This is a genomic window from Aeromonas sp. R4-2, from assembly GCF_040908295.1.
Classification (GTDB): domain Bacteria; phylum Pseudomonadota; class Gammaproteobacteria; order Enterobacterales; family Aeromonadaceae; genus Aeromonas; species Aeromonas veronii.
The window spans coordinates 255,819-282,181 of record NZ_JBFODL010000024.1; the positions used below are offsets into that span (position 1 = coordinate 255,819).

The 26,363-nt window shown below is 58.7% G+C and carries 19 protein-coding genes; 6 read left to right on the forward strand and 13 right to left on the reverse strand.

Going from position 1 to position 26,363, the window contains the following annotated elements; genetic code table 11:
* Positions 1 to 21: 21 nt before the first annotated feature.
* Positions 22 to 786, reverse strand: a complete 765-nt coding sequence (locus tag AB5Y99_RS19410; RefSeq protein WP_005336490.1) for a helix-turn-helix transcriptional regulator — start codon at positions 784 to 786, stop codon at positions 22 to 24.
* A gap of 1,276 nt (positions 787 to 2,062) precedes the next feature.
* Between AB5Y99_RS19410 and AB5Y99_RS19415 the strand changes: the two genes are divergently transcribed.
* A complete protein-coding gene (locus AB5Y99_RS19415; protein WP_043821800.1) occupies positions 2,063 to 2,689 on the forward strand; it encodes a porin family protein in 627 nt (208 codons plus the stop codon).
* An 86-nt stretch (positions 2,690 to 2,775) separates the two neighbouring features.
* Here AB5Y99_RS19415 and AB5Y99_RS19420 read toward each other — a convergent pair whose 3' ends face one another.
* From AB5Y99_RS19420 to AB5Y99_RS19465, 10 genes are all read right to left on the reverse strand, one after another.
* Positions 2,776 to 3,774, reverse strand: coding sequence for a diguanylate cyclase (locus AB5Y99_RS19420; protein WP_368210575.1), 999 nt, complete (start codon positions 3,772 to 3,774; stop codon positions 2,776 to 2,778).
* A 266-nt stretch (positions 3,775 to 4,040) separates the two neighbouring features.
* Positions 4,041 to 4,520 (reverse strand): GNAT family N-acetyltransferase, encoded by a 480-nt coding sequence (locus AB5Y99_RS19425; RefSeq protein ID WP_368210578.1) that lies wholly within the window; start codon positions 4,518 to 4,520, stop codon positions 4,041 to 4,043.
* Between the two features lie 227 nt (positions 4,521 to 4,747).
* A complete protein-coding gene (locus AB5Y99_RS19430) occupies positions 4,748 to 5,374 on the reverse strand; it encodes a hypothetical protein (RefSeq protein ID WP_368210580.1) in 627 nt (208 codons plus the stop codon).
* A gap of 399 nt (positions 5,375 to 5,773) precedes the next feature.
* A complete protein-coding gene (locus tag AB5Y99_RS19435) occupies positions 5,774 to 6,814 on the reverse strand; it encodes a Shedu immune nuclease family protein (protein ID WP_368210582.1) in 1,041 nt (346 codons plus the stop codon).
* A gap of 57 nt (positions 6,815 to 6,871) precedes the next feature.
* The gene (gene recD / locus AB5Y99_RS19440) at positions 6,872 to 8,935 is read right to left on the reverse strand and encodes an exodeoxyribonuclease V subunit alpha (protein ID WP_368210583.1); all 2,064 of its coding nucleotides are present in this window, start codon (positions 8,933 to 8,935) and stop codon (positions 6,872 to 6,874) included.
* Positions 8,932 to 12,540, reverse strand: coding sequence for an exodeoxyribonuclease V subunit beta (recB, locus tag AB5Y99_RS19445; RefSeq protein WP_368210585.1), 3,609 nt, complete (start codon positions 12,538 to 12,540; stop codon positions 8,932 to 8,934). Before recB ends, recD begins: the two co-directional genes overlap by 4 nt.
* On the reverse strand, positions 12,540 to 15,905 hold the full coding sequence (recC, locus tag AB5Y99_RS19450) for an exodeoxyribonuclease V subunit gamma (RefSeq protein WP_368210587.1): 3,366 nt from the start codon (positions 15,903 to 15,905) through the stop codon (positions 12,540 to 12,542). The genes recB and recC overlap by 1 nt, the downstream gene beginning before the upstream one ends.
* 258 nt (positions 15,906 to 16,163) lie before the next feature.
* Entirely contained in the window at positions 16,164 to 16,556 is a 393-nt protein-coding gene (locus tag AB5Y99_RS19455; RefSeq protein WP_005336513.1) for a DoxX family protein, read from the reverse strand.
* A gap of 39 nt (positions 16,557 to 16,595) precedes the next feature.
* Positions 16,596 to 17,282 carry a pirin family protein gene (locus tag AB5Y99_RS19460; protein WP_005356843.1) on the reverse strand — a complete coding sequence of 229 codons (687 nt, stop codon included), beginning with the start codon at positions 17,280 to 17,282 and terminating at the stop codon, positions 16,596 to 16,598.
* Positions 17,283 to 17,312: 30 nt separating this feature from the next.
* Positions 17,313 to 17,645: a hypothetical protein gene (locus tag AB5Y99_RS19465; RefSeq protein WP_113740771.1), complete on the reverse strand. Its 333-nt coding sequence runs from the start codon at positions 17,643 to 17,645 to the stop codon at positions 17,313 to 17,315.
* 258 nt (positions 17,646 to 17,903) lie between these two features.
* Here AB5Y99_RS19465 and AB5Y99_RS19470 point away from each other — a divergent pair, with 258 nt between their 5' ends.
* Complete coding sequence (locus tag AB5Y99_RS19470; protein WP_368210590.1) at positions 17,904 to 18,818, forward strand: LysR family transcriptional regulator; 915 nt, start codon at positions 17,904 to 17,906, stop codon at positions 18,816 to 18,818.
* 99 nt (positions 18,819 to 18,917) lie between these two features.
* Positions 18,918 to 19,337 carry a hypothetical protein gene (locus tag AB5Y99_RS19475; protein ID WP_021231764.1) on the forward strand — a complete coding sequence of 140 codons (420 nt, stop codon included), beginning with the start codon at positions 18,918 to 18,920 and terminating at the stop codon, positions 19,335 to 19,337.
* A gap of 177 nt (positions 19,338 to 19,514) precedes the next feature.
* Here AB5Y99_RS19475 and AB5Y99_RS19480 read toward each other — a convergent pair whose 3' ends face one another.
* Positions 19,515 to 19,865, reverse strand: coding sequence for a hypothetical protein (locus AB5Y99_RS19480; protein ID WP_005355311.1), 351 nt, complete (start codon positions 19,863 to 19,865; stop codon positions 19,515 to 19,517).
* 199 nt (positions 19,866 to 20,064) lie between these two features.
* Here AB5Y99_RS19480 and AB5Y99_RS19485 point away from each other — a divergent pair, with 199 nt between their 5' ends.
* The 3 genes from AB5Y99_RS19485 to AB5Y99_RS19495 all read left to right on the forward strand — a co-directional run bounded on the left by AB5Y99_RS19485 (position 20,065) and on the right by AB5Y99_RS19495 (position 23,711).
* Entirely contained in the window at positions 20,065 to 20,787 is a 723-nt protein-coding gene (locus tag AB5Y99_RS19485) for a response regulator (protein ID WP_368210593.1), read from the forward strand.
* Positions 20,788 to 20,790: 3 nt separating this feature from the next.
* Positions 20,791 to 22,182 carry an ATP-binding protein gene (locus AB5Y99_RS19490; RefSeq protein ID WP_368210595.1) on the forward strand — a complete coding sequence of 464 codons (1,392 nt, stop codon included), beginning with the start codon at positions 20,791 to 20,793 and terminating at the stop codon, positions 22,180 to 22,182.
* 140 nt (positions 22,183 to 22,322) lie between these two features.
* Complete coding sequence (locus AB5Y99_RS19495; RefSeq protein ID WP_368210597.1) at positions 22,323 to 23,711, forward strand: transporter substrate-binding domain-containing protein; 1,389 nt, start codon at positions 22,323 to 22,325, stop codon at positions 23,709 to 23,711.
* 67 nt (positions 23,712 to 23,778) lie between these two features.
* Here AB5Y99_RS19495 and AB5Y99_RS19500 read toward each other — a convergent pair whose 3' ends face one another.
* Complete coding sequence (locus tag AB5Y99_RS19500; protein ID WP_368210600.1) at positions 23,779 to 25,731, reverse strand: ligand-gated channel protein; 1,953 nt, start codon at positions 25,729 to 25,731, stop codon at positions 23,779 to 23,781.
* Positions 25,732 to 26,363 lie beyond the last annotated feature (632 nt).

The following is a 26,363-nucleotide window of genomic DNA, read 5'->3' on the forward strand; positions in this document are numbered from 1 at the left end:
ATCCCGCAGGATCCGCCGGGATCAGTTGTCGATATTGGGGATCATGTCGTCAAAGCTCTGGTAGCCGCAGTCGGCCAGTTGCAGCGACATGGTGTAGGTCTTGGCGTGCTCCTGCTGGCCGATGGCGGGGCGGTTGAGCTTGATCTCCTGATGCCAGTACTCCTTCATCCGGTCGATCAGCGCCATCGCCTCTCCCTCGTTGAGGTGCAGCTGGCAGAGCGCCATATAGTTGTTCGACTTGTGCATGTTCTCCACCAGATACTCCCCCAGCACCGACATCGCCTGCCGTGCCTGCTGGCGGGCGAAACGGCTGTGCTGCTCGAAGCTGATCCGCTCGCTGATCAGGAAGTGGTAACTGTTGTCGATACCGAGCTGCAAAATGCCGAGCTTCTCCAGCTTGCGCAGATAGAGGTAGCAGGAGGCATCGGTCAGGCCGTACTCCCGCTTGAGATCGATCAGCGTCTTGTCGCGCCAGAAGATATTGGCGAGAAAGGCGTAAAGCCCCGGCTCGTTGTGAAACGCCTCATCCTGCTCCTGAGTGAAGACGGCGCGGCGGCTCTGGGCGTCCTGAGTGCGATCCAGCAGCTCCTCGAACGAGAGCCCCACCAGATGGCAGATCTCCAGCAGAGTATCGAACGGCAGCGAGGGCTTGTTCATCATCCGTTTCACGGTCGCGATGGAGACACCCATGGCTTCTGCCAGGGTCTGATAGCGGATCCCCTTGTCGGTCAGGGTCTTCTTCAGGGTGTCGAGAATATTGTTGGCCAGGGTCTGGCTGTAGGTCATGCCACTCTTCCTTGTTATCGCACTTTCATTGCATGGTTATGCCGAGTCAGCTTCTGACCTGTTTTTACCTTCAAGGCTCAGATATTGACACCGAAAAAACAGCCTAGAGAAAAAATCGCCTACAACGCCCATCAGGACAGACCAGTTGAACGATGAGGTCGCAAAATCTGACACCAGACAGTGCATATCTTTCAACCCGCAAACATTTTGCTAGTGCTGCATAGAACATCGCGCATAATCGAAACGTATCGAATTCAAGACCCTTCCTGGTTGAGAAATCGATTGTTTGCTTCCAAATTTTTATCTTTTAAACCGTAAGGTTTTTTCTCTTTCCTGGCATTGGGCGGCGCTGATAGCACCGCCCTTTTCTTTTCCCTGAATTCGCAGGTCAGGTCAAGGGCCCCGGCAAGGGGAAGTGTCACCGGTCACCCGCCGCCCACTGATGCACCAGCCACCACGACCTCTCTGGTAAGGTATTCTAAACAGCCACCAATACCGTGTTATTGCCATTCAATATATTTAAATGGCTTGCTTGGAAAGCTTCGAAAAATATAAAAACGAATATAACAAAGTTATTTAAAACGCCAAAAACCTATCTTTTAAATGGCTTGGATATATAAGCAAACAAAATTAATCAGACCGCACACCCCATATCTGCTTATCACACCTCATGCCCACCCCAATGAGTGCTGCCGGGAGAAATGAAAAGCCACCCACAAACGCCCATTCGCGTATCTGATGGGCAACATGGCCCACGTAAAAACAGCCTCAAAAGACCACCAAAACCCTCAATGGGAACAATCCCAAACCTCAAAAAGAGCAAAAAACAGGCAAAAAGATAGATTTTTTTCTCACGGTTTCACCTTGTTAGGCGCTCACAAAAACATCAAAATGAGCCTGATGCCAATCAGTGACATCTGAGATACCAATTTTTAGACAACTCATCACGGCTACGCTCGAATGAAAATTTAATGCCGATACAAATCAATCACATAGAACCAAAACCGAACTCTCAGCCTGTCATTTGCCTCACCAGTTAATTATTTAAATCTCAATAAAGCTAAAACTCTAATAACACCATTTATTAAACAAAATGCCCCTTCTTGCAGCCAGTCATATTTAGAAAAATGGGGAAATCACTCTCTTGTTATTCAGAAATACGCTGACTATACTGCGGCCCCTCTGTGAAAGCAGAGCGATGACGGAAATATAAAAAGCTTCATGGATTGAGCAATATAAATCACACGCAGTTCACGCAACACAAGGTTATTTATCCATGAACAAGTTTAATAAAATTGCCGCATTCTCCCTGCTTGCTCTGGCCATGAATGGCGGCGCCCATGCCGAAGGCTGGTATGCAGGTCTGGACCTGACTACCTCCAAGATGGATCTCGATGGTGCGGCCAAAGACGCCTATGACGCCAAAGTGATCGACGACCAGCTCGACGGCGGCAGCCTGATCGTGGGTTACAGCTTCAAACCCTGGCTGGCGGTTGAAGGCGGCCTGCACGCCCAACAGATGGATCAGCTGACCTGGGTGACCTCCCCGATTGCAACCGGCTTTGCCGACACCACCATCGAAACCCGCAGCATCAGCCTGGCAGCCAAGCTGAGTCAGCCGCTGGCCTGGGGCTTCAGCGCCTATGCCAAACCGGGCATCGCCTACACCCGCACCGAAGTGGAAGTTGTCGGCAACGCCACCCTCCTCGGCTTCAGCGGTCAGGTAAACGAGAGCGCAACCAAGAGCAAGGTACACCCCAATCTGGAAGTAGGTCTGGACTACGCCTTCAACGACCACTTCTCTGCCGGTATCGGTTACGAGCGCCAGTTCGACGCCCTGAGCCTGGGTGACGAGCACTACTCTCTGGATACCTTCAAGCTGGGCTTGCGCTACCACTTCTAAGTCGCGCCGCGTCAGCAACAATGCAAAAGGGCCGCAGGTTTCACGCCTGCGGCCCTTTTTACTGCTCTTTTTCCGTACCCTGCGCGTTAGCAGATCTGGTCTTTACCCAGCTGCTTGGCCTGATAGAGCGCCCGATCGGCACGCACCATCAGGCTCTCTTTCTGCTCATCCTGCTGATACTCCGCCAACCCGAAGCTCATGGTAGCGGGAGCGTGCGGGCAGATGGGCTCGCTCGCCATCAATGCCTGAAACTTGCTCGCCACCACCAGCGCATCCTCGCGGCCGGTGTTGGGCAACAACACCATAAACTCGTCACCGCCCCAGCGGGCCAGCAGATCGATCTCGCGGATATGGCGACGCACCAGCGCCACTATGTTGATCAGGGTCTGATCCCCGGCGTTGTGGCCATAGCAGTCATTGATCTGCTTGAAGTTGTCCACATCCATGGCGATCACCGTAAACGGCTGATGGAAGCGGCGCGCCCGCTCGCACTCCAGCTGTAATGCCCGCTCCAGCCGATAGCGGCTGGCGGCGCCAGTCAGGGCATCGGTCTCTGCCAACAGACGGTTCTCCTCGGCTTTCTGTTGCAGCGCCTCGTTGAGTCGCACCAGCTCGGCGGTGCGCTCGGCAACCTGCTGCTCCAGCGAGTTATTGCGCAGCTCCAGCTGTTCCAGCAACAACTTGCTGGCGTGAATATCGCGATGGGCGCCGATCATCCGCGCCACAGACCCGTCGGGATTGCGCTCAATGATGCGGCCGCAATCCTCAATCCAGAGGTAACTGCCATCGCGGCAGCGGCAACGGTACTCGGCGCGATACTCATGGGCGCTGCCGCTCAGGCAGAGATCGAACTTCGCCATCACTGCCGCCAGATCGTCGGGGTGGATCACGTTCTCCCAGGTGAAGACGGTATTGCCGAGGGAGTGAGGCTCGTAACCCAGCATCCGGTACCAGCCCGGGTTGCGATAGACAAAACCGGTATTGGCATGCCAATCCCAGATGCCATCGCTGGTCACCTCCAGAATGCCATGCACCACGGCCTCGCTGACATCCGAGATCCTGATCGTGTCACTGTCCTGCACCATAGCAGTTATCCTTGTTCTTCCGCCCCGCGCCACCACGGGGAATCGCGCTGTTGTCATGAGGCGCTACCTTGGCATATTGCAACAGATCTGTCAGCCAGAACCCCACCGCACCACCGTTTCCCCGGTTATCGGCCACTCACGGCGCAGGCTGAATCAGGGTGGCCATAAGTGTGGCTCAAGCGCGCCCCATTTACCGGATTTAACTCACGATTCAGTCATTTGGGGGATGGGAATAAATGAGGGGATACCCAGAGGCCCCACAGAGGTCACTCGGCCAGAGTCAGCCGATAAAAATCCGTCTCCTGATGTTTCGGATTGGGGCGCAGAAATATCCAGCCGAAGCGCCGGTAATGATTCAAGGCCCGCACATTGGTACGACTCACGGAGAGGATCGCCCATTTACAACCCGCCCCCAGCAACTGCTGACGAATATAGGCCTGCAACACGGCAGCCAAACCGGTGCCACGATATTCGGGGAACAGATAAATCAGCTGCACATAGCCTGTCTCGGGCTCATCGGAAAAGCTGCGAAACTCCAGCTGGCCCACCCGTTGTTCACCCGCCCAGACATGAAGGTAGTGCCATTGCGCTTGCCCCAGCCTTTCGCGGATCCGCTCCCGATAGCCGTCGATAAAGTCGGCAAAACCATCATGGGTATGAAAGCTGCAAAAATAGGCATCCCTGCGCGCCAGCACACAGAGCTCGTAATCCCGATCCAGGTCGATGGGGTTAAATTCAAGTCTCAAGCAATGACATCCTGTCATGTGTGGGTTGGATGTAGGGTGTAATAAGCGCAGCGCATTACACCTTTTGGCAGATAAATAGCAGCGGTGCAATTCACTTCGTTCTTTGCACCCTACCCTCCCTCACCCTGCCCTCTCCCTCAGGGAGAGGGGATAAAGCAGCATCGGAAATATGATCGCCAGCCGTGTAGGTTCGATTAGAGAAAATTAATCTGGGCACGGGAACGAGATTATCCCTTATTTACTTGCTGGAGAGCGGTTGGCGGTGAGGGGATAGAAAAATAAGATTTGTCTGGATATACCTTGTAGCTCTCCAGGTATGACCCCACCTCGTTAACCCGAGTTTTCACCCAGATCTCACCATAATTCCGAATCTGTGCCTTACCAAGCTCACTATCACTGTAACAAAGATCAAACCAATACCCTGTATGCTTATCTTTTATTTTTAAGCCTGCCTCACAACGGCCGTATTTGCCTTTGGATGGCCCGGGATAAACCACTTTATATTCCGTATCATAACTGACCACTTTATCTGGATAATAATAGACGTACATATCATAGCCATACCATGACGTTATAAGCATCATAAAGAAACAATTGCCAAACGCTTTTGCAATATATTTTAAGGCATGACGTCTGGGACATCTAAAAGCAGTTACTATCGCACCAACCAATCCAAATAATGCACTGACAGTAATGTAGGTGAGCGACTCAGGAACCAAGTCAGCAATAAGTGTTTTATCTGACAATCTTGTCTTGAATAAGATACTTGCCAACCATAGAACAACCAGAAATATAAAGCCAACCCCAAGCAGCATGTTTTTTTGCTGTTCGCTTTTAAAACTATGAATTGTCATTTTACTGCCTGATTTATTATTAAAAACGAAAAGTATCCCACCATTTTGCAAGATAAATATGGGCGGTGCAATTCACTTCGTTCATTGCACCCTACCCGATTTTACGAAATGGGCATTGTGTAAACTGGCTCCCCTCACCCTAGCCCTCTCCCAGAGGGAGAGGGGATAAAGCAGCATCGGGGATATGGTGTTGGCAATCGCGTGTAAATTCGAGATATAGCCACTGGGCCAAACCTCCCTTCTCCCCTTGCGGGAGAAGGGTCGGGGATGAGGGGGAGGAAAAAAGAGATTACGCAGTAAACGTTGGGCTTCACTACGCTCAGCACCAACCTACACAATCGGTAGGTTGGTGCTGAGCCTGCGAAGCCCAATATACGAGATGAACCTACGAAATACATCCTAATTAGACCGATTGAAATCTAAAAAATTACGATACAACTCATCAAAAGTAATTATTTTCACATGAGAAGATACTGCATCTCTATGGATTTCAAATGCCTGCAACTTATCTTTCTCATTATTGAGATCAGATAACAAACCGCATATTACATAACAACGCGGTGCAAAAACCTCAAAATCAAGCTCATCATTATATTTCTTACTATAAAAATTCTTCATCAATTCAGACTTCTGTATTAAAACTTGAGCAATAGAACCTGACAAGTCATTAGAAAGTCCAAACGTCCCTCTATATTTTCGCTTAGATAAAAGAGCGGTACCTGGAGTTTTTATTTCAACAAGACTAATGTTTCTACTTAAAGAATGAAGTAATGCAAAATCAGTCCGTCGATTACCTTTTCCTGAGATATCCGTACTGCCAACACTAAACTCTCTGGAGCAGATATTAATACTACCACCAAGAAGATACTCTAAAAGTTTTTTATTAAACTCGAACTTTTTTTGCCAGAAAGACTCGTCATTTCTTTTATCTACGAAGTCACGTTCCATAGATTCAATTAACTTACTGATATCAGTTGAATATATCCCCCTTTGCACTATTGGTAAAATTCTGGTGGATATATAAAAATCATTGATATTAGATATTACCTCTGTCACTAAATTAACAAAGTCCTTGGCATAGTCATCAGGCTCATACTCTTCAATAAACGCGATCAGCTCGGATATACTTTCTTTGGCTACACGTCCGGCAGAAACATCTCTAACCAAACTGGAATTATTATTCAAGCGCTCTTTAATTTCACTTATATCAGACAGCTGACCAACTTCCTTATAAACCTTCCCCTCAATAATTTCATCAATCATATCCCTCAGCTCAGACAGATGCTCCAGTGAGTATACTAGACCTGCTGGTGTATGTGCCAGAATGGCATTAATAGCAGCAAAAATTAACTCCTCATCATTAATGCTAGCTTTTCGTAGGTCACCTGATATCTCCATTATTCTCATGACCTCTGCCATTCTTTCCTCACTGATAACCATACAACTCCTTTAATTATTATCATGTTGACAGTAATGAAATCTGGACAATATACCCAATCACTCCCCCAACCGCTCCGCCAATCCGGAATAACGCTCGGTCTTTTTCCGTACTGCCTGTGCCAGCAGGGCGCGATCGCCGTAGAGATCGAGGCGGGCCTTGGCGCGGGTGATACCGGTATAGACCAGCTCGCGGGTCAGCAGCGGGCTGGGGCTGTCGGGCAACACCAGTACGGTATGGGCAAACTCCGAGCCTTGGGATTTGTGGATGGTCATGGCGTAGACCGTCTCGTGGGGTGGCAGCCGGCTGGGCAAAAGCGCACGCAGGGTGCCGTCCGGTTGCTCAAACCATACCTTGAGCCGCCCAGTTTCATCGGGCAGGCAGAGCCCCATATCACCGTTGTAGAGGCCGACCCCGTGGTCGTTGCGCACCACCATCACCGGGCGACCGGCATACCAGTCACCATCGCGGGCAATCAGGCCAGCCCGTGACAAGGCGAGTTCGAGCCGCTCGTTAAGTCCCAGCACGCCGAACGGGCCATCGCGCAGGGCGCAGAGGATCTGGAAGCTGTTGAATGCCTTGAACACGGCGGCGGGCGCTTCCCCCGCGCGGGCCGCCTTCAGATAGCTGCCGTAACCGGCCACCCCCTGGGCAATCAGGGCATCGTAGGCCTCCCCGGCCCAGGGGTGCAGGCTGATATCCCTAAAGCCCATGCCCCAGACTGATTCCACCGCCGTGGCATCGCCGCTGTTGCAGGCGCGTGCCAGCTGGCCGATGCCCGAATGCTGATCAAAGCGCCAGCTCTTGGCCAGCAAACAGAGGCTGTCGCGCACCGGCGCCCCCGCGGGCGTACCCTGCAAACGGTAGCCGGTCTGGCGGGAGAGCCAATCCGCCTGCGCCGGGCTGATGCCCTGTTCGATAAAGCTGCAGATATCGCCGAGCACGGCCCCCGCCTCCACCGAGGCGAGCTGATCCTTGTCGCCGAGCAGGATCAGGCGAGCGTGGCTCGGCAACGCATCGAGCAGGCGCGCCATCATCGGCAAATCGACCATGGAGGCCTCATCCACCACCAGCAAGTCGAGGTGCAGCGGGTTGCCCGCGTGGTGGCGGAACTGACTGCGCCCCGGAATGACCCCGAGCAGCCGATGCAGAGTGCCCGCCTCGGTGGGGATCGCTTCGACCCACTCGGGGGGCAGATCGAGGGCCTGCAGGGCAGAGCCGATACTCTCGGTGAGGCGCGCCGCCGCCTTGCCGGTGGGGGCCACCAGCCGGATCGCCGGTGCCTTGCCTGCTTGCAGCCCGGTTTCCACCAGAATGGCGAGCAGTTTGGCGACCGTGGTGGTCTTGCCGGTGCCGGGGCCGCCGGAGATCACCGCAAAGGGGCGCGCCGCCGCCGTGGCCGCCGCCAGCTTCTGGCCGTTGCAGCAGAGCGCCTCGGGCACCAGCGCATCCAGCTTGCTCAAGTCGCTCGCCGCCTGGACACTGGCCAGCAGCCCTTCGATGGCGAGCCAATCAACTTCATTGGGGAACACCAGATCGAGATACTTCTCGATAAAGTGGCGGGCCGAGAAGTCGGGGGCGAGGCGGGCGTTGAGCAGCGCCGCGAACACCAGCCCGTAGTCGCGGGCAAACAGCCGCGACAGGGCCGGGGCAATCTCCGGCCATTCGGCACGTTCACTCAAAGCGCGCAGATGGCGGGCCACCCCCAGTTCAAAATCGTGGTAGCGGGTGAGATAGAGCCGCCCGCGCCACAGCCGCAGCGGCCAGCGCGGGGCTAGCCCCTCATCCTGTTCGGTACCCACCAAGGGACTCTCTGCAAACAGGGCGGGCCAGCGGGCAGGATCCGCCAGATCCCCCAGCAGATCCCGGCTTTGCTGGGGATCCAGCCCGAACGGTCGCAGGGATCCGGCAGTCAACATTTCAAGCGGCAGACAGACATGGCCGCGCCCCAACTCAAAGCAGGTGAGCGCAGCCCCCAGCACCAGCTCGGGGCTGCCGCCAAGGTCGGCCACCAGCCTGGCAAATTGCAGATCCAGCTGGCGGATACGGCCAGCCAGCGCCAGTGTTTTCAACCGTTCAACCATCATTGCGCTGGTCGCGGTGCTGATCATGGTGCCGCTCATGCCTCTACCTCGTTTAATTCTGCTGATGAAACACCGCCAGAGCGATCACCGTTTCTAAACAACTCATCCAGCCCCCGCACCAGTTCACGGCTCGGGCGGGTATGGAAAATGCCCCCCTGCGGCATGCCGCGCAGGAACAGATAGAAGACCCCGCCAAAGTGCTGCTCGAAGTCGTAGCCCGGCAGGCGCAAAGTGAGCAGCCGGTGCAGCGCCAGCGAGTAGAGCTGGTATTGCAGGTCGTAGCGGTGCTCGGCCATCGCCCGCTCCAGCGCCGGACGGCTGTAATCGGCCGGGCTCATGCCGAGGTGGTTCGATTTGTAGTCGAGCAGATACCAGCGCCCCTGCCACTCGAACACCAAGTCGATAAAGCCCTTGAGCATCCCCTGCACGGTGGCAAAGCTGAGCGGCTTGTTGCCCCGCGACCGCGGGTCGTGCTGCTGGCAGAGCGCGGTCAGCGCCGGTGCCGTCACCCGCCCCATGGGCAGGAAGAACTCCAGCTCCACCTGTTTGCGCTCGGGGGCCAGATCCCGTAGCCGCACCGGCTCGCCAAAGCCTGTTTCCAGTGGGGTATCCAGCACCGCCTCCACCTGCTGTTGCAGCACCGGAGCCCAGCTTTCGTCGAAGCCGTCCTGAGCCAATAGACTGGCGATATGCTCTGCCAACGGCTCGCCCGCGGCGCTTTGAAAGTCGATGGTCTCGAACAGGCTGTGCAGCAAGGTGCCGGGGCGCGCCCCTTTCGGGAAGGTGAAGATGGAGGGCTGGGGTGCCTCCTCCGGTTGCTCGGAAGCCAGCGCAGCCGCCTCGGTGACGACCTCGTCATCGAAGCCGGGATTGGCCAAGACCCCCTTGCTGTGACCATGACCCTGCGCCGCCAGCCCGGAGTAGGAGCTGATCCACCAGTCCCGCTCGAGGGAACCGCTAAAGTGGCGCACCTGCGGCTCGCCCAGCTGCTCCTCCTCTGGCGGCAGCGGGGCCGGACGGGTGAGCGAGGGCTCACCGACAGCCACCCCGGGCCGCGCCTGTGCCAGCTCGGTCAGGGCGGTGGCCAGCGTCTGCGCATCCCCCTCCTCGCCCTTTTGCAGCAGGTAACCGATGGCGGTATGGTGCAGGTCTGTCTTCTCCGACTTGCCCGCCCCCGCCCGCACCGGCGCCAGCCCCAGCCAGGTGGCGTAGACGCCCCGGGTCAGCGCCACATAGAGCAGCCGCAAATCTTCGGCAAGGCGCTCCCTGTCAGCTTCTGCGAGCGACGAGTCGGCGCCGGTCAGATCGAGAATGGTGCGATTGCCCGCCTCATCCGCCTCGTGATAGAGCGGGGTCTCGGCGGTTCTGTGGCTGCAGATAAAGGGCAGGAATACCAGCGGGTACTCCAACCCCTTGGATTTATGGATGGTGACGATCTGCACCAGCTTGCGCTCGGATTCGAGGCGCAGTACCTGCTCCGCATCCTGCCCGTTGGGGCGGCTCACCGCCTCCCCCAACCAGCGCAGCAGGGCATATTCCCCATCCAGCTCGCTGCTCACCTGTTGCAGCAGCTCGCCGAGATGGAGGAAGTTGGTCAGCCGCCGCTCGCCATAGGGGCTCGCCAGCAGGGAAGAGGCGAGATTGCGCCGGTGCAGCAGGGCCCGCAGCATCGCCAGCACGCCGCGGCGGTGCCAGATCTTGCGGTACTCCATAAACTCCTGCACCGCGCTCTCCCACGCCCGCTCGTCGCTGGCCAGCCCATCGAGCGCCTTGGCGTCGAGATCAAACAGCCCGGTCGCCAGCGCCGCCCGCAGGCTGCGCTCCTCGCTCGGGTTCTGGCAGGCGTGCAAAATCAGCAGGATCTCCCGCGCCTCCGTCTGCTCCAGCACGCTCTCGCGGTTCGACAGATAGACGGAGGCGATGGCGAGGCGCGCCAGCTCCTGCTGCACCAGCTTGCCCTCGGCGCCAGTGCGCACCAGCACGGCGATATCCCCGGCCTTCACAGCCTGATCGCCTATCTTCGCCTTGCCCTCGCGGGCCAGGGTCAGCAGGCGGTGGATCTCGGCGGCGGTGGCGCGGGCCATCTTGCTCTGGTAATCCCCCCGATTGAAGGTCGGCTGGCCGCTCAGCTGCCAGCAGTGGAGCACCGGCGCGGTGGCGCTATCGAGCAGCAGCGCCTTGCTCTTGCCCTGCGCATCCACCGGCAGGAAGGGGATATCCGCCTCGTAGATAAAGGGATCCTTGGCCCGTTCGAACAAGCCGTTGACCGCCCCCACCAGCGCACTGCTGGAGCGCCAGTTGCGCCCGAGGGTGTAGTGGGCGCTCACATTTCGCCGCGCCTGAATGTAGGTAAAGATGTCGGCGCCGCGAAAGCCGTAGATGGCCTGCTTGGGGTCACCGATCATCAAAAGCGCCGTGTCGCTATGGCCGCCGTAGAGGCGATGGAAGATGCGGTACTGCTGGGGATCGGTATCCTGAAATTCGTCGATCATCGCCACCCGATAGGTGGCGCGAATGCGCTCGCACAGCCGCTCGCCAAGGCTTGAGCCAAGCGCCCCGTCGAGATCTTTCAGCAGGTCATCGAACGAGAGCTGATGGGCCTGCCGCTTGCTGGCCTGCATCCGGCTGCGCACCACCTTGGCCGCCCGTTGCAGGATCAGATCCCGAATACCGGGGCGGCTGGCCAGCAGCTGGTCGATCTGGCTGAACAGCGGCAGGGTCGGTACTGTCCCCCCCTTCTTGAGGTTCTCCTCCAGCACCGTCTGGCCGAAGCGCTCCAGCTCCTTGGGAATGGCGTAGCCGCTGCTCTCGTCCTGCGCCCAGTCGCTTATCTTGGCGAGCCACCCTTCGTAGTTCTTGCCGGTGTAGCGGCTGATCTGGCCGTCGGTCTGGCGGCGGATCTCGTCCGTCTGCGCCAGCCATTCGCTCTTCACCGCAGCGATGCGACTCATGGCGGCCTGATGGCGGGCGGCGAGGGTCTCGTCCCCCAGCGCGGGGTGGATCTCCAGCTCGCTGTTGTCGAGCCAGCTGCCCATCTCCCGCAGCAGGGCGGCGGGGCTCGGCCAGAGCGCACGCACCGCGCTGGCGAGGGCTTTATCCACCGGATAGAACTCGGCGCGCCAGTAGTCGCTCACCGCCTGCAGCCTGAGCTGGCTGTCGTCGGTGAGAAATTCGGTTTCAAAGAGGGCACCCGACTCGAAGGCGTTCTGTTTCAGCATCCGCTGGCAGAAGCCGTGGATGGTGAAGACCGCCGCCTCGTCCATCTGCCGCTCGGCGGCCAGCAGGCGACGGGCCGCCAGTTCGTGATCTTCCACCTCGGCCAGCAGCTGGGCCAGCAAGGCATCATTGCTATGGCCGCGCATAAAGGCGAGGCGCGCCTCGTGGATACGACCGCGGATCCGCCCGCGCAGCTCGGCGGTGGCCGCTTCGGTAAAGGTCACCACCAGAATTTCGGTCACCGAGAGCGGCCGCTCGTGGGCGCTCGGCTGACCGGCATCGGCACCCTCTTCAATGAGCGGGCCGTGGCCCAGCAGCAGGCGCAGGTAGAGACCGGCGATGGTGTAGGTCTTGCCGGTACCGGCGGAGGCCTCGATCAGTCGTTCGCCATGGAGGGGAAAACGCAGGGTATTGAGCGGGTTAGCCATTATTTCAGCTCCTCCAGGGTCTTGAGCAGCGGGGTCAGGTGTTCGCGGGCCAGTGCCTGCAACTGCCCCAACACCTCGTCATCGAGTTCGGGGAAGCAGCGGGCAACGTAAACGTCTTGCCCCTCCCCATTGATCATCCAGCCGCCGTTGAAACGGGTGAGGGCCGCCTTGTCGGCCGCCTCCGGCTTGTCGGGATCCTTCTCGATCGCCTTGAGCCAATCCCAGGCGGTGTTGGGGAAGAACGGCAGCGGCCGCTTCATCCCCTGCGCCCAACACGCCACCAACGCCGCCAGCTTGGGCCGCGCCTCGTCGGCAGCAAGAGCAGGCAGGCGCAGACTCTGCTTGGCATCGAACAGCAGGGTGTCGCCGGGGGCGCCGCTCAATGAGAGGCAGAGGTGCTGGATCCAGCCCAGCAGCAGATCCTTGCCGTTGAAGCTGCCGGGTTTGACCACCAGCAAACGCCCCTTCTGGGTGTCGATCCACCCTTGCAGCTGACCCTGAGTGAGGGAGATATCGATCTCCACCGCCTGCTTTTCTGACTCATTGGCCGCAACCCATGGGCGCAGCCGGTCCGCCAACTTGCCCATCTCGGCGTCCAGATCGTCCAGCAGCAGGCTGCCGAACCACCCTTGCGGCAGCAGGCCGGTGAGCTGCAACCGCTCGCGACGTTCGGTACTGTCACCTTCCGCCAGATGGGCATCGAGCAGCAGGTTTTTCAGCTGATAATGTTGCAGACCATCCAGCTCGAACGGCTCGCTGTCCTCGATGTTGGCCTCATTCAACTCAAACCAAACCTTGAGGCGACGGTTGAGGAAATACTTGGTGGGCTGCCGATAGAAGCGCAGCAGCTCCGCCAGCTCCAGCCCCTGCTCCTTGCCCCCCCCTCTGTTCCAATCTGGCGGCAACGGCAGCTCACCGCTCTGGAAGTTGGCCGCGCCGCGCACCGGATTGAGGGCGGGCAGCCAGTCGGCGGCATAGGTAAAGAGGCGTGAACCCGGCTCCGGGTAGAAGTAGTTGCGGCTGTAGGGGGTGAGCGGGTGCGCCACTATCAGGTGGTTGAGCAACCGCTTGCCGGAGGTTTCATCGTCGAGATCCTCATCCCCCGCCAGCACAAAGCCCTGCCGCACATAGTCGATCAGCTCCGCCAGCAGCACCGATGGCACCTTGTCGCTGTTGTCCTGCGCGCTGAAGCCCTGATAGCTGATATAGAGCCCCTGCTGGGCGCTGAGCAGCGCCTCGAGGAAGAGGTAGCGGTCATCATCGCGACGGGAGCGATCCCCGCGCCGCGAGGCCACCGCCATCAAGTCGAACCCCATGGGAGCCAGGGTACGCGGGTAGACGCCATCGTTCATGCCGAGCAGGCAGACCTGCTTGAAGGGGATGGAGCGCATCGGCATCAGGGTGCAGAAGTTGACCTGACCGGCGAGGAAGCGCTGGCTGGAGCGGGACTCCCCCAGCACGCTGCCGAGGTAGTCCTGCAACAGGTCGGCGGTGATGGGCTGCTCGAAGCGGGCTTCGCCAAGCCGAGTCTGCCACTCGGCCAGCTGGCTGCGAATAAGCTGAAGCTGACGCTCTTCATCCTCGTCGGCCAGATAGAAGCGCTCCAGCAGCGCCAGCAGGCAGGCGTTCCACTCCGCCAGCGGCTGGGCCTGTTGCAGGCGGGGCAAAAACTCGGCCAGCGAGTCGACAAACCAGGCGAGCTTGCCGAGCGCCAGCCCCTGCTGCCCCTCGATATCGGCGTAGGGCAAGATGCCCGCCACCGGCTCGCCATCCCCCATGGCGAACCCGAGCAGCATGCGGCGCAGGCCGAACAGCCAGCTGTTGCCGGACATGGGCGGCAGATCGAAACGGACGGGGTAGCCGTCGTCCAGCCCCCAGCGGATACCGGTCTCCTGCACCCAGACCCGCAGCTGGTTGAACTCGTCGTCATCCAGCTCGAAGCGGCGCAGCACGGCGGGCACCTCGAGAATGGCGAGCAGCTCCCCTGCCCCGAAGCGGGCGTTGGGCAGCCTGAGCAGGGCGAGGAAGCTTTGCAGCAGCGGGCTCTCCTGACTCGCCGCCCGATCCGAGACCGCAAACGGGATCTGACCGCGCGCGCCAAACACCGCCTGAATGTAGGGGCCGTAGCTGTTCACATCCGGCATCATCACCACCACATCTTTCGGGGTGAGGGTCGGATCCTGCTCGAACAGCGCCAGCAGCCGATCGTGCAGCACCTCGAGCTCCCGCATCGGGCCGTGGCAGGCGTGGATCTGCAAGGATCCATCAGCCGGATCGATCGGGCTCTTGTGATGGCTGCTGTCGAGGTCGAACTGACCGGCGCCCCGTTCGGCCAGCTCCAGCACATCCTTCTGGATGGCGCGCAGCAGGCTGACATTGCCCTTGCCATCCACCTCGTCGATATCGACGAAGGCCTCGATTTGCGGCACCTCCAGCTCCATCAGCTGATGCAGGTAGTCGCGCCCCAACTTGCCCATGGAGGCGAGCAGCGGGTTGGCGGGGCCCTGCAATGTCTCGATATCGGTGCCGGGTTTGAGCTTGTTTTCGAGCCGTGCCAGGGTCTTGCGATCCAGCAGATCCCCCCAGTAGTAGCGGCAGGGGTTGGTGACGAACAGATGCACCTCCACCTCCGACCGACTGCCGAGGGCCAGCAGTGCCTCCACATAGCGCGGCGGCAGTGCCGAGATGCCGAACACAAAGACCCGCTGCGGCAGCTTGCCCGGCAGATCGGCGGTACGCTCCAGCTCGTGGATAAACCCCTCATAGAGGTTGGCGCGGTGGTAGCCGCTTGGGCTCAGCGCCAGGGTGCGAGCCACCAGCTCGCGCCACAGCTCGGGCTGCCAATCCTGACCGCTCACCCCGGCCAGCTCCTGACTCAATCCTTCCCCCTCTTCCCAACGGGCGATCCAGTCCGGCCGATAGACCAGATACTGGTCAAAGAGATCCGCTACCTTCTGGCAGAGTTGCCACAGCCGCACTTGCTCGGGATCCCTGGCGGGATCCTCCTCATCCCCACCGCCCAGATAGGCGGCGAGCGGGGCAAAGGCGGGGCGATCCAGCAAGGCGGGCAGAATGGTCATCAGCTGCCAGCTCATGGAGCCCTTGTTGTAGGGGCTCTGGCGCGGTACATCCGCCAGCACCCGGGTGAACATCTCCCAGATAAAGCTGGCGGGCAGCGGAAAGTCGATATTGGCGGCAATGCCGAACGCCTTGGCCAGCTCCAGCTTGAGCCACTGGGCCATGCCCGGACTCTGCACCAGGATCTGCTCCCGATCGAAGGGGTGAGAGAGAGGGGCCTGCCGGATGCGGCTCACCAGCAGCTCTTTGAGCAGATCCAGCTGATTGGAGTGGTAGAGGGTAAACATGAGCAATTCCCGCCTGTGGATGAGAGGGGGCGAGGGAAAAGGCGAGCCATTTCCGTCACTTCACAAGAGAGGGAATTGTCAGGGATCGGGGGATAAGATGCAAAAGGCACTTGTGGCCAGCAGGCGGGCAAACCGCCGAACCATGAGGGGCGCCGCAGATTTGTGCCGTCGCCTCACCTATCCGGAAAACGCAGACAGAAAAAAGCCGGTGCAGTTGCACCGGCCAAAAGGCATTGGAAAACTTGACTCTTCAGGGCATTACCAGTTTTTGCCGAGACGGGCATCCACACTGAAGGCACCCGCACCAGCCGCCGCCAGCGCCAGGAAACCACCGGCCACTGAGACGTTCTTCATAAACATCAGCATCTGCATCTGTTCTGCAGGCTGATAATGGAAAATAAAGGCAGCCATCAGGGTGAAACCGGCGAGCAGCACGGAGAGGCTGCGGGTAAAGAGACCGAGCACGACGGCAAGGCCACCGCCCAGCTCAAGCAGGATCACCAACGGCAACATAAAGCCGGGTACCCCCATCGCTTCCATATAGCCCTGAGTACCGGCATAGCCGCCGATCTTGCTCCAGCCCGCCATTACGAACATCAGCGCCAGCAGTACACGACCCGCCAGCAGCGCTACATCTTTCATCTTGTCCATTTCATATTCCTCGTTTGTGTCACATCACCGCTGACTGCTTCAGGGTAGGTCAAATAACAGAGCTTGGCTGGCACTGGTCGCAACCAGCTCCCACCGGTATTCATCACGACTGAGTACCCCGTCGCCGGGTCGGGCAGCCAGACCGTTGGCGGCAAGCTCCCCTGAAATCATCTGCAGGTAACCGTGTCGGCCAGCCAGTGCCCACTCGAGCGTCTCGCCCGGGGCCAGCTCCAGCCGCCATACGCGGGCCTGTTGGCGGATCCGCAGCGATCCCGCTTCGCCATCCGGTGACGCCACCAGCGTCATGCCCGGTCTGGACTCGATCTTCTTCTGCTGATATCCGGGTGGCGTGCCGAACTCGTTCGGCTCGATCCAGATCTGCAACAGGGAGAGAGGATCCGTCTGCGAGGGGTTGTACTCGCTGTGGCGGATCCCGCTGCCTGCGCTCATCAGCTGGAAATCCCCTGCCGGGATCTGCTCGGCATGGCCGAGGCTGTCCTTGTGCTCTATGGTGCCTTGCAGCACGCAGGTGAGGATCTCCATGTTGGCGTGAGGGTGGGTGGCGAATCCGCCACCCGGCGCAACCAGATCCTGATTGATCACCCGCAGTACCGAGTGCCCCATCCACTCCGGGTCATAGTAGTGACCGAAGGAGAAACTGTGGCGCGCGTCCAGCCAGCCAAAGTTGGCCTTGCCCCGCGCTTCTGCGGCTCTCAATTGCATCATGGTCTGCTCCTCACCTACCGGGACGGTTGATTAACGCTGTTTGCCGCTACCGATACCGAACGGAATACGGTATTCGCTGCTCTGGTCAGCCAGGCTGACGGTCAGGTTGCCCTGGGTACGGCTCGGGATCCGCACCTGCTGGGTGCCTGTCAGATTGGCGTGGACTGATGCCAGCAGATCGCCAGACTCGTCACGCACTTCCAGCATCGGATTGGCTTTGCCATCCATTGCGGCAGCGGCGTTCCAGTTCACAAACAGCACGCCGGGCATGGCATTGAAGTCAGCCGGTACGGAAGCTTGGGCGAAACCAGTGGTCATCAGGCCTGCAACGGCCAGCATCTTGATTACGTTTTTCATGTTTATTCACTCTCTTGTTTTATATGTCATTGCCAAGGCCTTTTCGGCCAGAATCAATGCATCCATGCAAGAGGTTATTCAAATAGTGTGTTGTTCTTTCACCGACATCAGACAGACCGATTTGGTGTGTCACAGTGCGGAACTACCCGCGTATTTGGCCGCTCGACGTTCCTGCCTAAGCGTTGATTGAATATTAAAGTGACATGACCTAACTTGTTAGCGAGATAAACTGGCAAACATATTCAAAAAAATTGAAGGTGAGGAATGGCCAAGGAATCGAACAAGGAACGGGCGCTGACCCTGGAGGCAATCCGGGTGCTGGACGCCATCGACCGCCGCGGCAGCTTTGCGGCGGCGGCCGACGAGCTGGGCAAGGTGCCCTCGGCATTGAGCTATACGGTGCAGAAGCTGGAAGACGAACTGGATGCCATGCTGTTTGACCGCAGCGGCCACCGCACCAAGTTCACCCCGGCCGGACGCATGCTGCTGGAGCGCGGCCGGGTGCTGCTGGAGGCAGCCGAGCATCTGGTAGGCGAGACCCGGGCGCTGGCCCGTGGCTGGGAGACCGACATCACAGTCGCCGTCGATGCGCTGGTCCCGGTGCAGGCCCTCTACCCCTTGGTGGAGAAGCTGGCCGAGCAGACCGATACCCGACTGCGGCTGCGGGCCGAGGTGCTGGCGGGTAGCTGGGAGTGTCTGGAAGATGGCCGCGCCGACCTGCTTATCTCCTCCATCAACCCGGACATCATGATGACCGGCATCAAGCATCAGGTGATCAAGGACGAGGTGATGCTCTACGTCGCCCATCCCGATCATCCGCTGCATCAGGAGCCCGAACCCTTGGCCGACGAGACCCTGCGCCGCTACCGCGCCATCGCGGTGGCCGACACAGCCCTGCGCAAACCGGTTCTCACCTACCGCCTGCTGGACAAGCAGCCGCGCCTCACTGTCAGCACCATGACGGAGAAACGGGATGCCCTGCTGGCAGGGATCGGGGTCGGCACCATGCCACAGAGCTGGATTGAGGAGGACATCCGAGCCGGACGGCTTAAGGTGATCAGCCCCGAATATCGCCATCAGATCCAGGTGGTGCTGGCCTGGCGGCGAGACACCATGGGCAAGGCCAAAAGCTGGCTGGTGCGGGAGATACCAAAACTGTTTACGGCTGGTGAGAAATGAGATCCAGTTAACAGAAATGTTAATTGCATGCCTCACTTGACGCCCAATATCTTTGCTGATTTCATAGCCGCCTCATTGAACCCATGGAAGCTGTAGAAAATGAAAAAGAGTTTGCTGGTTGCCCTCACCACCCTGCCCCTGTTTGCCAATGCCGGCCTGATGGATTCGCTGACCGACAGCGTCACCAGCAGCGTCAAGGATGCGGCCAGCACTGCCGTATCCGGTGCCATGGACAGTGCATCCAACGAAGCCATCAAAAAGGCTCTGGATATCAAGGAAGGCGGCTCCAACAAGCAGGCAGTCAAAGAGAAGCTGGGCGCACCTGCCTCTACCAAGACCGAGGCCGGTCTGGAAGTGTGGACCTATGATCTGGATGCCCTGAAGAAGGCCTCTCCACTGCTGGCAGAGACAACCACAACCCTGCTGAAAGATACCGACGCCGCCAAGAAAAACGTGGTCATCAAGTTCGAAGGCGAAACCGTCAAGAAAGTAGAACTGACCGACAAGGCTCAGGGCTAAGTTCGCTCGTCCGGTGAAGTCGGTTGCACACCCGCACCGGCACAGATAGCAAGAGGGGAAGCATCAGGCTCCCCTCTTTTATTGGCAATCACCAGCGTTCAACCAATCTGCTACTCAACGCAGTAAACACAAAAAGGGTGGCCTCGGCCACCCTTGGGTTGATAACAGCTGGCGCTGTTACTGGTTCGCTTCGGCGAACTGCTTCATCGCTTCGGCGTGCTTGGTCATGCCGGCGGCACGCTCGTTGAGCTTCTTGATGAACTCCGCCTTCTTGGCCGGATCTTCAATGCGGTCATAACGTTGCTGCAGGTTGGCCTGGATCTGCTCCGGGGTCATGTTCTGCATGCGGGCCATCTTGTCGTGGCGACCACCGTGGTGTTTGCCACCCATCATGCCACCACCGTCCATCGGGCAATCCACCATGGCACCGGGCTGGCCAGTGGGGGCTGCTTCACTGGCTGCATAGGCACCCAGCGGCAGGCCAAGGATCAGGGTGGCGGTCAGCAGGGTTTTGGTCAGCTTTTTCATGGTCTATCTCCTGTAGGGATGATTCTGGTTCGGCGCTCTTGCCTTGCCCTCAAGTAAACACCCTATCGGTGTCTGAACTTTGCCAGCCTCACCCTTTTTTGTAGCAGAGTGTGGCATCGTGCGGATCTGGCACACTTTGACACAAACCGTGCAGCGTATTTTCGTATACTCGTGCCAACGCCAAGCAGGGGAGGTATTCATGAACCAGGGCAACACCCACATTCTGGTGGTCGACGATCACAGCGAGATCCGCGATCTCTTGAAACGCTTTCTGGAACAGCACGGCCTGCGGGTCAGCTGCGCCCGGGATGGCAAGGAGATGAAGCGACTGCTGGAGGAGCGGGAGTTCGACCTGCTGGTGCTGGATCTGATGATGCCGGGTGAAGATGGTCTGACCCTCTGCCGCGAGCTGCGAGTCAAATCGAACCTGCCCATCATCATGCTGACTGCCATGGGGGAAGAGACCGACCGCATCATAGGGCTGGAGATGGGGGCCGATGACTATCTGGCCAAGCCTTTCAATCCGCGCGAGCTGCTGGCGCGCATCAAGGCGGTGATGCGCCGCACCCAGGCAGAGCTCCAACCCGCCGCCGAAACCCTGACCCGGGATCTGCGCTTCGATCGCTGGCTGCTCGACGTCAATCGCCGGGAGCTGGTCGATGAGGATGGGGTGGGCCTCAGCCTCTCCACTGCCGAATTCGATCTGCTCAAGGTGTTTCTGGAACGCCCGCAGCGAGTGCTGAGCCGGGATCAACTGCTGGATCTGGCCCGTGGCCGCGAGGCGGTAGCCTTCGATCGCGCCATCGATACCCTGGTGAGCCGCCTGCGCCGCAAGCTGGAGCGGGATCCCAAGAATCCGGAGCTGATCAAGACCATCTGGGGTGGCGGCTATATGTTCTCCGCCGACGTGACGCAGGTTTAAACAATGGGCACCTTGCGACGACTGTGGGCACAGATGTGGCCCAAGGGACTGACCGGGCAGATCATTCTGGTGGCGCTGGCGGGCTTGATCCTGATCCAGCTGCTCAGCATCCAGATCTACCGCACGGATCGGGAGGAGGCGCTCGGCTTCGTCAACAGCCGCAACGCCATGCAGCGGATCATCTCTGTGGTCAGGCTGCTCTCCCTCTCCCCCCCGTCCCTCTATGACGAGATCCTCAAGGCGAGCCGCAGCGAGACCCTGCTGCTGCGCCTCTCCGACGAACCGCTGCAACCGGATAACCGCAGCCCCCGCTTCGAGCAGCTGGTGCGCTCGCGCCTCAACTACCCCCCCGGCCTCACCGTCGAGATCAGCGCCGAGCTGAAAGAGGATAACCAGCGCAGCAAGGCGTGGGAACATCACGCCCGCATGATGCGGGATCGCAAGGGGCCGCCCCCACCACGGGATATGCGGCTCTATGGCTCCATCGAACTGCCGCAGGGGGGCTGGCTGCAGTTCAGCTCGCTGGTCGACAAGGAGGCTGGCAGCTGGTCGTGGCAGACCACCCTCAACCTGATGCTGGTCGCCAGTCTGGTGATCGGGCTGATGGTGCTGCTGTTTCGTCGTGCCACCCGCCCGCTCAAGCAGCTGGCAGGCAATGCGGAGCGGCTAGGACGGGGCGAGGATATCGAGCCCTTGAAAGAGGAGGGGCCGACCGAGATCCGCGAATCGATTCAGGCCTTCAACCGGATGCACACCCGGCTCGACCGCTTCGTGCAGGACAGAACCCGGATGCTGGCGGCCATCTCCCACGATCTGCGCACCCCCATCACCAGCCTGCGGCTACGCACCGAGTTTCTGGCCGATAGCGAGGACAAGGAGCGGATCCAGCAGACCCTGCAACAGATGGAACAGATGCTGGCGGCCACCCTCAGCTTTGCTCGCGAGGAGGGGCAGCAGGAGGCCACTCGCGAACTGGATCTGGTCAGCCTGCTGGTCAGCCTGTGCGATGACTATGCCGATACCGGCCAGCCGGTCACCTGTCTGGCGGAGGGCAAAGAGGTTTACGCCTGCCGGGCCAACACCCTGCGCCGGGTGCTGCAGAACCTGATCGGCAACGCCATCAAATATGCCGGCAGCGCCGAAGTGTCGCTGGAGCGGCGCAAGGAGGAGCTGTTGATCCGGGTCTGCGATAACGGGCCGGGGATCGATCCGGCGCGGCTGGAGGATGTGTTCAAGCCGTTCGTGCGGCTCGATGAAGCGCGCAACACCGAGTCCGGCAGTGTCGGGTTGGGCCTCTCCATCGCCCGCACTCTGGTCCATCAGCACGGCGGCGAGCTGACCCTGCTCAATCGGCCACAGGGGGGACTGGAGGCGCGGATCAGCCTGCCGCTGTAAGTAATTACTCTATCCGCCAGCCTTGTCATGGCGCCATTTGCATCATGCAAACTTCATCATTTGGGCGCTTGTTCTTCGATGAGAAAGGCGGTGATAATCGATGACCACGGGACGGTATACGGCAACGGATTGGAGCAAGGATGGCCTCTTCCAGGACAGGAGTCATAGTCAGTATCGGGTGGGGGCTCCTGCTGTTCGCCCTTGCTCTGCCTGCCCGGGCCAAAGCCCCGGAAGAGCCGATCATCATTACCAACTCCAAAGCCTGGCAGCCCTTCTCCTATATCAATGAGTCGGGCCAGCCGGATGGCCTGCTGATCGATTTGTGGCGTGAATATGCCCGGGTCACCGGCCAGAAGATCGATTTCAGGCTGGTCGACTGGCAAGGCTCCCTCGACCTGCTCCATGAGAGGAAAGCGGATGTTCACGCCGGACTGCTCTGGTCACCGGAGCGGGACAAGCTGTTCGACTATGGCCGGCCTCTCGCCCAGCTCGACTCCCAGCTCTTCTTCTCGAGCGAATTGCGCGGCACCGATGTACATTACTACCTGCTCCATGAAACCGTCGGTGTGGTAGCCGGTGGCTACGAGGAGTATTACGCCAGACGATACTTCCCCGGCACCCAACTGCAGACCTTCAATGACAATGACACCCTACTGGCGGCGGCCTTTCGGGGCGACATAAAGGCCTTTATCGCCGATCTGCAGGTCGCAAACTTCTACATCTATACCTCCGACGATCCCACCCGCTTTATTCCGGTTCGCCACCTCTATACCGACCAGATCCGCTTTGCGGTGAAAAAGGGCGACCTTGCCCTGTTAAACCGGCTGGAAGAGGGCTTCGCCAAGCTCAAAGAGAGCGATCGGGAGAGGATCATCCGCAAGTGGATGCATGTCGAAACCGTCTACCCCATCCATCTCGGTCCCTGGCTACTGCTGGCCGGTGCATTGATCATGGTGGCCTACATAGTGCAATTGCGCCGCGCCGTTGCAAGCCGTACCACCGAGTTAAGCCGCGCCAACGCCAGACTGGAGAAGCAGGCCAGTACCGACCCGCTGACCGGCCTGCTCAACCGACGGGCATTCATGCCTGCCATGGAGCAGCGGCTGGCAAGCGGGGAGCCCTGTGCCCTGTTGCTGTTCGATGTGGATCACTTCAAGGAGACCAATGACCGCTTTGGTCATGGCATCGGGGATCTGTTGCTGGAAAAGCTGGCCACGACTGTGACCAACCTGTTGCCCGAAGAGGCTCTGCTGGCCCGCATCGGCGGCGAGGAGTTTTGCCTGCTGCTGCCGCTGGCCACGCTGGCAGAGACAGAGCAATGGGCCGAGCGGATCTGCCTGGAGAGCAACCGGCAAACCCTGCACACCAGCAGCGGCGAGGTGACCCTCTCCATCAGCACCGGGGCAGTCTGGGTAGCCGCAGAGAGAGAGGCTGATGCCGACCAACTACTACGGCAGGCTGATGCCCTCATGTATCAGGCCAAGGGACGGGGGCGCAATACCTGGCAAGCCGCCTCCTATCAGGCATAGCCCCCTGACGGACGCGCAATAAAAACGGCCACCATCGGAAGATGGCGGCCGCATGACAGGTTCCCTATCAGAAGTTGTAGGTCACGCCCAGGTTGTAGCGGCGACCATCCAGTACAGTGCCATAGCTGCTGTAATCCACCGTCTTGTCGAACATGTTGTAGACCCCGGCGGTCAGATCCAGATGCTTGTTGGCCTTGTAGACCAGGCCCATGTCAAAGAAGGTGTAGGAAGGAGTCCCCTCCGCCATCTTGACCCGGCTCAGGTACTCGGAGGTCTCGCCACGGAAGTTTACCCGTGACCAGAGGCTGAGATCCTCGGTGGTTTGCCAGTCAACACTGCCGTTGACCATGTGACGGGGCATTTGGTTGAGGGCATGACCCGCCAGTGGACCACTCTTCTGCTCGGACTGGGTAAAGGTGTAGCTGGAGCTGACCGACCAATCCTCATTGATGGCCCAATCCATCATCCCCTCGACACCGCGCATGTTCGCCTTGTCGACGTTGACCCGATCACTGATGAAGTCATAACTGTGACCATTGAGGGTACAGGCGGGATCACTCTTGCTGGTGCAGCGACGCACTTCGGAGATCTTGTTCTTGAAGTCGGTGTTGAACAGGGTAACCCCGGCGTTGAAGCCCTGATGACCGTTCCACAGCAGGCCGATCTCTTCACTCACGCTAGTCTCGGGTTTGAGGTCCGGGTTACCGACCAGCATGCCATCCAGGCTGCCACCACCGGTGACCTGGCCCCAGTTGGCCGCCGACATCCGCAAGTCAGGGGAGCGGTAACCGGTTGATACGCCCCCTTTCAGAGTCCAACTGTCATCCAGATGCCAGACGCCGTAGAGACGCGGGCTCCAGTGAGAACCGTAGTTCTGGTCCCGATCCATGCGTGCGCCCCCTGTCAGGGCAAAGCTGTCAGTAAGTGACCACTCATCCTCGACAAACATCGCCCAACTCCAGCGGGTCAGCTGCTCGGCAGGGTTGGCTACTTTCAGGTTATTGCCCTGGTCGTGCAGATCCTCATAGCGATACTGACCACCGACACTCAGGTAGTGATCCCCCAGAATAAACTGGGTATGGGTATCGGCGATGGTGTTGGTAAGCTCCATCTTGCGAGCGGGGTTGCTGTTGGTCTCCTGCTGCAGATAGCTGCTGGAAGAGCCGAAATCATACTGGCCATCATGGGTCAGCGCATAGTTGGTGCGCTCGTAGCGATAAAGGTTATCTTTCGCCTTGGCAGCCAGCGAATTGCCGGCCGTGCGATTCCGATCCTGTAGGCTGCGACTGGCTTCCAGATCGAAGCGGTTATGGTCATCAGGCTTGAAGCTGAGCACGGCCGTGCCACTGCGAGTCTCTTGCTCGGCAAAACCCTGGGTAAATTTGTCTTCACCACGATGGGCAAGCTGACCGTTGAAACGCAGCCCCAACACGCCATCGATCAGTGAACCTGCGGTATAGGCATCGGTCTGGAAACTGTTGCCAGCATCCTTGTTCTCCTGGAAGGTCGAATCAGCGTGAACCGAGCCCTGCCAAGCCAGACCGGTGGTCTTGCGGGTAATCACGTTAATCACGCCCCCCATGGCATCGGAACCATAACGGGATGACATAGGACCACGGACGACCTCAATGCGCTCAATCGCCTGCAGTGGCGGCAGCCAGCCCTGTTCGATACCCGGACCATCGCTGTTCGGGCGAGTGCCACGGCTATCCACCTTCTTGCCATCAACCAGCATCAGAGTGTATTTCGAACCCATACCGCGAATGCTGATATCACTGCTGCTGCCACCGCCGGTCACCACAACACCGGGAACATCCTTCAGGGCATCGGTCACATCGCGATATGCCCGTTTCTCCAGCTGCTCACGGGTAATCACGGAGATGGAGGCGGCAGAATCTTCAATCTTCTGCTGGAAGCCGGAAGCGGTGACGACCATCACCTCTTGTTCGGCAGCATAGGCCTGGGTCACAAGAAGGGAGCAGATCAGCAAGGCAAGCTTGTTCGGTTTCACTGTTGTCATGTTTTAGCCTGAACATTTTTAGTAGGAAGGTGACGTATTCCCTTACTTCACTCATTACAACGCCCTGGCATCCGGCCACGCGCAGTATTAGAAAAGGCTCATTTGAAAAGCACTTTATTAATCAGCCCGCATTGTAACGACCCTGCCCCGATCATTCAAACAATAATCATTATCATTTGTCTCATGTGGCATTCCTGCTGCAAAACAGCTAGTTATTGATAAAAGACTGTTTTAATGGAATAAATCCATAAACAAGAAAGGGATTACACAAACAAGTGGAAGTGATGACGTACCATTGCACGATGGTCTGATTTAATCATCAAGCTCTATCAGCTCGCAGCAGAACAATATGGCCAAGGTGGGATGTGCAGCGATACAGAGGTGGAAACAGTAGCAAGAACACCAACAGGGGAAGGTATTGTCATCGTGGTGGGACGTCGGCAGCTCACCAGCAGACTAAAAGCACCATAGCCCAGTCGCCAGACTGGGCTATGTGTTGGTTCTTGCGTACAAATCTGTGGGCCACGGGGCGAAAACCGCCCATAGCAAAAAGGCCTTCCCATTCGGGAAGGCCTTCAAATTAGTGGCGGAGCGGACGGGACTCGAACCCGCGACCCCCGGCGTGACAGGCC